Below are 6,173 nucleotides of genomic sequence, written 5' to 3' on the forward strand. Positions count from 1 at the left end.
GGATCGCGACTATCAAAGCGCCGCCGCTCATACCCGCTAGCAAAAGATAAACCGCAATCGGCCAGCCCCACTCCACACCGTGCGAGAAGGTCGCAGTGAAATTTATAGCTCCGTTCATATCACACCCCCAGTTTTACCGCAGGAATATAACGCAGGCTCGGCCTCGTACCGCACTCAGGATGCATTCGCAAGCTGTCTTTTACGCGAAGCAGCTTGCTAATGTGCGATTCTTCGTCGTTTAGATCGCCAAATACGATCGCCTCGTATCTGCACGCCTCGATGCAGGCGGGCTCGTGGCCGTCTTTTAAATTCGTATCCAAGCAGAAGTTGCAGCTCTCTGCGGCTTTGGTTTCGTGATTTATAAAGCGCACGTCGTAAGGGCAGGCTACGATGCAATATTTACAGGCGATGCAGTCGTCGGTATTCATCGTCGTGATGCCTGTTTTTTCGTCCTTGTGACAAGCTTTCGTCGGACAGACGTTCACGCACGGCGCGTCCTCGCACTGCTGGCATGAAACCCTGACGTAGCGCTTTTCTTTCAAATTTAGCGGATCGGTTTTATCCTGGATAAAAAGCCTCATTTGACCTTTTGGGACCAAATTTACCTTTTTACAGGCGATCTCGCAGTCGGTACAGCCGACGCATTTATTCTGATCGAAGATCATGCCGTAGTGCGGCTTTTTGCCGTTTTCCGTAGGGGAGTCTAAATTTATACCCTTGCCAAACGCTCCGACCGCGCCTAGCGTCGCCGCGCCCGAAGCAAGATATTTAAAAAACGTCCTTCTTGCGTTTTGCTCTTTCATTTTATTTCTCCATTCGTATGGATTTACCTCATCTACTTACGCTATTTCCGTGTCCGCCGTGAAACAGCCTAGGCTCTTTTTCGTGTAGCTCTTTTGCCGCGCCGGCTAGCTCGCTAGGCTTTAGAGCCTTTACTAGCTCGACTTCAAAAATCAGCGTCGAGCCGCCCGGTATCTCGTCCGCGCCCTCGTCTCCGTAAGCCAGGCGAGACGGGATGACGAATTTATATTTTGAGTTACCGTTCATCATCATAAGCCCCTCTTGTAGGCCGTCTATTAAATTTACCATAGAAAGTAGCGCGGGTTCGTTTCTAGAGTACGTATCGTCAAAAACTTTGCCGTTTATGAGGTAGGCTTTGTAGTTTAGCGCTACGACGCTCTCGGGTCTTGGCTTATCGCCGTCTCCTAGTGCCAAAACTTCGTACTGAAGCCCTGATTTAGTCGTTTTGACCTTTTTGTTTTTGGCGTTTTTCGCCATAAATTCTTCACCCTCTTTTAAATTTTTTTCAAGCGCTTTTTTTAGCGCGTCTTGGGTTAGCTTATTTAGTTTTTCGTCTCTTTGGTTTAGTAGAGAGATGATCTCTTCGTCAGTTAGTTTTTGTTCTTTTTTAAAGGCGTCGGCAAAGCCGTCTAAAATAGCCTTGCTGTCAAATTTAACGCCTAGGCTTTCTTGTTTTTTTAGTTGTGCGGATATATAGGTTCCGGTTGAAATTCCGATACTGTATGATTCTTTTTGCTCTTGCGTCATCGCCTCTTTATCCGCCGCACTTGCGCACAAAACGCAGCCGGCCGTTAGGCAAAGAGCTAAAAGCGAGTTTTTGCTAAATTTAAAACGCATAAATTTTACCTTATTAAATTTGGACGCCGCAAAATCGCGGCGTCCGTAATCGCATCATAAATTGTTGTTTATGATTCTTTGGGCTTCTTTGATGTACTCTTTAGAAGCATCGAGTCTTTGTTTTGTGTATTTAAAGCCGTGCATACCCCATGAGCCGTCTTTTTGTAGCAAGTCGACAGTGTCTTGCGCTTTTTCGATTAGCTCATAAACTCTAGTCTTATCGCTAGGGCTTAGTTTCTTAGTTTCTAAGATAGCATAAAGTCCCTCGATACCGATTTTGACTTGAGAGAAGTCGTTTTTAACAGGAGTTTGCCATCCCATTACTTCGTCGTAAACCTGTTTTTGATTCTTGAAGTGTAGGGTAGGTTTTAGCTCAGATAGTACTGGGCTGTGGCAGCCTTTAGTATCTTGCATATCTTTATCCGCCCAAGACGTTCTAGCGCACGCCCACATTAGGTCAACGAAGTTGTGGCCGTTTTTATCTCTTTGGAAGTGCCAATCTTTAGCGTCTCTTGGTCCTTTAGCAGCGTCGCCCGCAACTAGAGATTTTCTAGCAGGATCTACGTCGATCTTCCAGATGTGAGATCTTCTTTGAGTATCAAATCCAGCGTTGTCTTGGAACTGGATAGCGTAGAAGTTCTCGCAGCTCATCATGAACGGCATATGGCAAGATGCGCAAGTGTTATCTTTGTGCGTATCGGCTCTAGAAGCGATATATGCTTGCTCTTTGTGGCAATCTTTACAATCTTTTCTGATCTTCGGTTTAGTGTAAAGCGCGCTTAGGTAGCCTTGCTCCGAGTTGTAGTTTACGCCCTTGATAGTCTTGTCGCCTACGACCGGACCCGTGTTATCGTGCGGATCGTGGCAAGTGGTGCAGCGCATGCCTTTATCGTAGTGAGCGGTAAAGTATGATTGCGAACCCTCGGATCCGCATCCCGGCCCCATTGATTTAAATTTAGAGCTTAGAGATAGATCAAGCTTGCCTTGGTTTAAAGGATTAGCGCGAGCTAGGTCTGGGCTATAGTTAAATCTTTGGTGACAGCGTTCGCAGTTTGAAGTTCTAAAGTTCGTAGCTCCGTCAAGGTGACCGCCGGCTCCGTGACACTCCTCGCAGCTTACGCCTTTAGAGATAGTGTGTTTTTGAAGCTCTTTAGCGTTACCTAGAGCGGCATAGAACTCTTTCTTAGTTTTAAAGTCGAATTTGAACGGGTGACAAACTTCGCAGTAAGAACCGTTTGCTTGGAAGAACATCGATTTTTTGTATTTAGCGGCGTATGAGGCTAGACCTCTGACGTATCCGCCGTTATCGCCGTAGTCGGCTAGTGTTTCCGGAAAATCGGGGACGAAATCTTTAATTTTCTTAACCGTTTCGGGAGTCAAATTTAACGCCCAAGTTCTTTGGAATTGGTTACCGCCGGCTACGACTTGACCAGTGCCGTCTCGTAGCAAACCGCCCTCCACGTGGTAAGTTCCTCGCAGCAACCACGCGTCTACGTAGCCGAATTTGGTTCTTAGGTGTCCGACGGTGGCGTAAATAACGTCCGGAGTAATACCTTGAGGCAAGATAGACGCGGTATCCGGACTAAATACCGGATCGGTTAGGTTATTATTAACCTCCGGGTGCTCGCCAGGGAAGCGGATAGTAGTGGCGTGGCGCGATCTGCTCCATACCTCGTACTGCGCAGGGTGGCACTCGCCGCACTTTTCGGAGCCTATAAATTTATTAGGAAACTGAAGCGACGAACCGGCCGGTATCCTATACATCATAGAGCTGTAGCCTTTACCGCCTTCTCTTTTACTGGCTTTTGACATGTCAAAGCCGTGACCTTCGGCAAGCCACTCAAGTCCACGGTCGTGAACGTCTAGTTTACCGACTGTTTTACCGCCGTATTTTGTGAAAATCGGGTGATTTTTAAACAGCCACTCATACATCTCCTGCTCTTCTACGATGTAGTCTTGCAAGGATATTACGCCTCTGCTTTGCAGCGTACCTTTTGGGTTTGCTATGACGTCTCGCGCCTTTTGAGACATCTGCATGTTGTGTTCTTCGCAACAGGCTTGCGATGCGAAGACGCTAACACCCATAAGCAAACCCAATAAGGTTTTACTTAAATTCCTCATTGCGCCCTCCTTTAAATTTTGGATCTAAAATCAAAAAGATTTCATATTGAGAATGCTAGCGTAAAAAGGGGGCGAAAAAAGGGGAATATTAATAAATTATGAATTTCTAAATTTAATAGTAAATACTACGCCGTTATTTATATTTTGCGCGTAAATTCGGGCGTTATTTTTTTCGGCTATCACCTTACTCATATATAGCCCAAGCCCGCTGCCCGACTTTTTCGTAGTAAAATGCGGCTTGAAAATTTTATTTATCACGCCTTTATCTATATTGCCGGCGTTATTTTCGAGCGTTATCGCTCGCTCGCCGTTTTGCAAAAAGGCCGTTATTAAAATTTGCATTCGATTTGCTTGCGCCCGCTCTTGCGGCGCGTTTAAAAATGCTTCTTTGGCGTTATTCATGACGTTGATTAAAATTTGAATGAGCTCGTTTATATTTCCGTAAAGCCTAAAATTTTCTTTTATCTCGACTTTTACGTCGATGACATGCCTTTTTAGCGCCGCGTTTAAAATTTTACAAGCCTGCTCTATGGCTTGTTTTACCTCAAATTCGCTCTTTGGCATATTTGGATTAAAGAAATTTTTAAAATCCTCGATAGTGCCGGACATAAATTTGACCTGCTCGTTCGCCTCCTCGATGGCCTCTTTTAGCCTCTGCCCGCTTAGCTTGCCTCGCTCGGAGTAAAGCTCCAAATTTACCAAAGTCGAGCTGATCTGGGCTAGAGGCTGGCGCCACTGATGCGAGATATTGCCGATCATCTCGCCCATCGAGGCTAAGCGGCTTTGATTTATCATCAAAAGCTCGTTTTGCATCTTGGTTTTTTCGTTGCTTTTGTGGATTTTATAAACGAAAAATAAAAACGCCGCAAATATCGCCGTGATCGCTATGCCGCTAACGATAAATTCTTGTTTATGATAAAGCAAAATACTTTTTACCGGAATTTTAAAGCTCACCATCGCTATCGTGTCGCCGACTTTGCCCTCGAAATTATTTAAATTTCCGTATTGTTCGAGCATTTTTTTAGGCGCGCTGTTTATGTTGTGGCACTCGACGCAGGACGGGTGGGAGTTTTTGACCGGAAGGCCGACGAAAAAGTACGAGGCGTTTTGATCTTTGATTATGTCGGAGTAGACTTCGTATTTGCCCTCTTTAAATCCTTCTAAAATTTCGTTTTCAAATTCCGTGCCTTCGTGTTCGGGGTTTAGCGGGTTCGTTGCCGTTAGTCTGTAGTCGTAGTTTATGTTTTTTTTGGCGAGCTGGATTTTGTAAATTTGACGAGTTATATAGGATGAGGACATGAGTCTGGGGTCAAAAAGGTCTTTGTTTATGACGCCGCCGTCTTTTAGCTCTTCTATCAGCGGGCGCTGGACGGTAGAGATGTAGTCGCGTATGCCGTTCATCGCATCAAGTACGTAAAATGCCTCCTGTCTGGCGTCCTTTAGCGCAAGATCGCGGTAAAAGTTAAAAACCAAAACGGTAATGGCGCCGTACAAAACGACGAGCAGTAGGACGATAAATTTAAATTTGGACTTCACATAGATATCCTACGCCGTATAAATTTCTGATTGTGTCTTTGCCGATCTTGCGGCGCAGCTCTTTTACGATGGTTTTGATGGCCTCTTTGGTCGGCTGTTCAAATTCCCACATGTAGTCAAATAGCTGTTCGTAAGTGATGGTTTGGTTTTTGTTGTTTAAAAAATACTCCAAAAGCTTGCTCTCGCTTTTGGAGAGGCGACAGGCCTCTTCCTTTATATATATGATTTTTTTACTAAAATCATATTTGAGCTCGTCGTTGATACTAAACATCGGCGTATGGTCGATGAGCTCCATCGCGACGTCTTCTAGCGCTTTTATAAAGGTATCTTTATCGTAAGGCTTTGAGAGATATCTCGTGATCTTTAGCTCGACGGCGCGCCACAAATACTCCTGCTCGGTGTGGCTTGAGATGATTACGATCGGGATTTTACGGTTTGCACAGCGGATCTTTTTAGCTACCTCTAGACCGTCCATGTGCGGGACGCTGACATCTAGGACGAGTGCGTCGTATGAACCGCTCATAGCCTCGTCTAGCGCCTCGATGCCGTCGCTTACGCCTTTTACTTCGGCAAAAAATAGCTCAAGGGAGTCGATCATATTTTTTAATATATAAGGCTCATCCTCTAAACAAAGGACTTTTTTATTAGATAAAACATCTAAAATGGAGTAATCTTGCATCTTTTTTCCGTACTAAATTTTGCCGATACTAACACAGGCAAGCTTAAAATACTATTTTTAGAGGTTGCGATATTAATCGCGAATTATAAATTAATCAAAACTTTCTGGCGGCTTGGATGTAAAATTTGGGGAATAAATTTAAAGATGGTGGAGTTAAGCGGGATCGAACCGCCGACCTCTTGAATGCCATTCAAGCGCT

5 protein-coding genes and 1 pseudogene are annotated in these 6,173 nt (G+C 45.0%); all 6 read right to left on the bottom strand.

The features are described from left to right. Positions 1–118: pseudogene (locus Q0218_RS11990) on the bottom strand (nitrite reductase); the annotation flags it as partial. Position 119: 1 nt separating this feature from the next. Continuing rightward, positions 120–803 (bottom strand): 4Fe-4S dicluster domain-containing protein, encoded by a 684-nt coding sequence (locus Q0218_RS11555; protein ID WP_297969738.1) that lies wholly within the window; start codon positions 801–803, stop codon positions 120–122. 28 nt (positions 804–831) lie between these two features. Further along, positions 832–1,638 carry an FKBP-type peptidyl-prolyl cis-trans isomerase N-terminal domain-containing protein gene (locus tag Q0218_RS11560; protein WP_297969740.1) on the bottom strand — a complete coding sequence of 269 codons (807 nt, stop codon included), beginning with the start codon at positions 1,636–1,638 and terminating at the stop codon, positions 832–834. 54 nt (positions 1,639–1,692) lie between these two features. Next, positions 1,693–3,759, bottom strand: a complete 2,067-nt coding sequence (locus tag Q0218_RS11565) for a cytochrome c3 family protein (RefSeq protein ID WP_297969742.1) — start codon at positions 3,757–3,759, stop codon at positions 1,693–1,695. A gap of 96 nt (positions 3,760–3,855) precedes the next feature. Continuing rightward, on the bottom strand, positions 3,856–5,295 hold the full coding sequence (locus tag Q0218_RS11570) for a DUF3365 domain-containing protein (RefSeq protein WP_297969744.1): 1,440 nt from the start codon (positions 5,293–5,295) through the stop codon (positions 3,856–3,858). Beyond that, positions 5,279–5,974, bottom strand: a complete 696-nt coding sequence (locus Q0218_RS11575; RefSeq protein WP_297969745.1) for a response regulator transcription factor — start codon at positions 5,972–5,974, stop codon at positions 5,279–5,281. The genes Q0218_RS11570 and Q0218_RS11575 overlap by 17 nt, the downstream gene beginning before the upstream one ends. Positions 5,975–6,173 lie beyond the last annotated feature (199 nt).

It is taken from the genome of uncultured Campylobacter sp. (assembly GCF_938039245.1).
Taxonomy (GTDB): domain Bacteria; phylum Campylobacterota; class Campylobacteria; order Campylobacterales; family Campylobacteraceae; genus Campylobacter_A.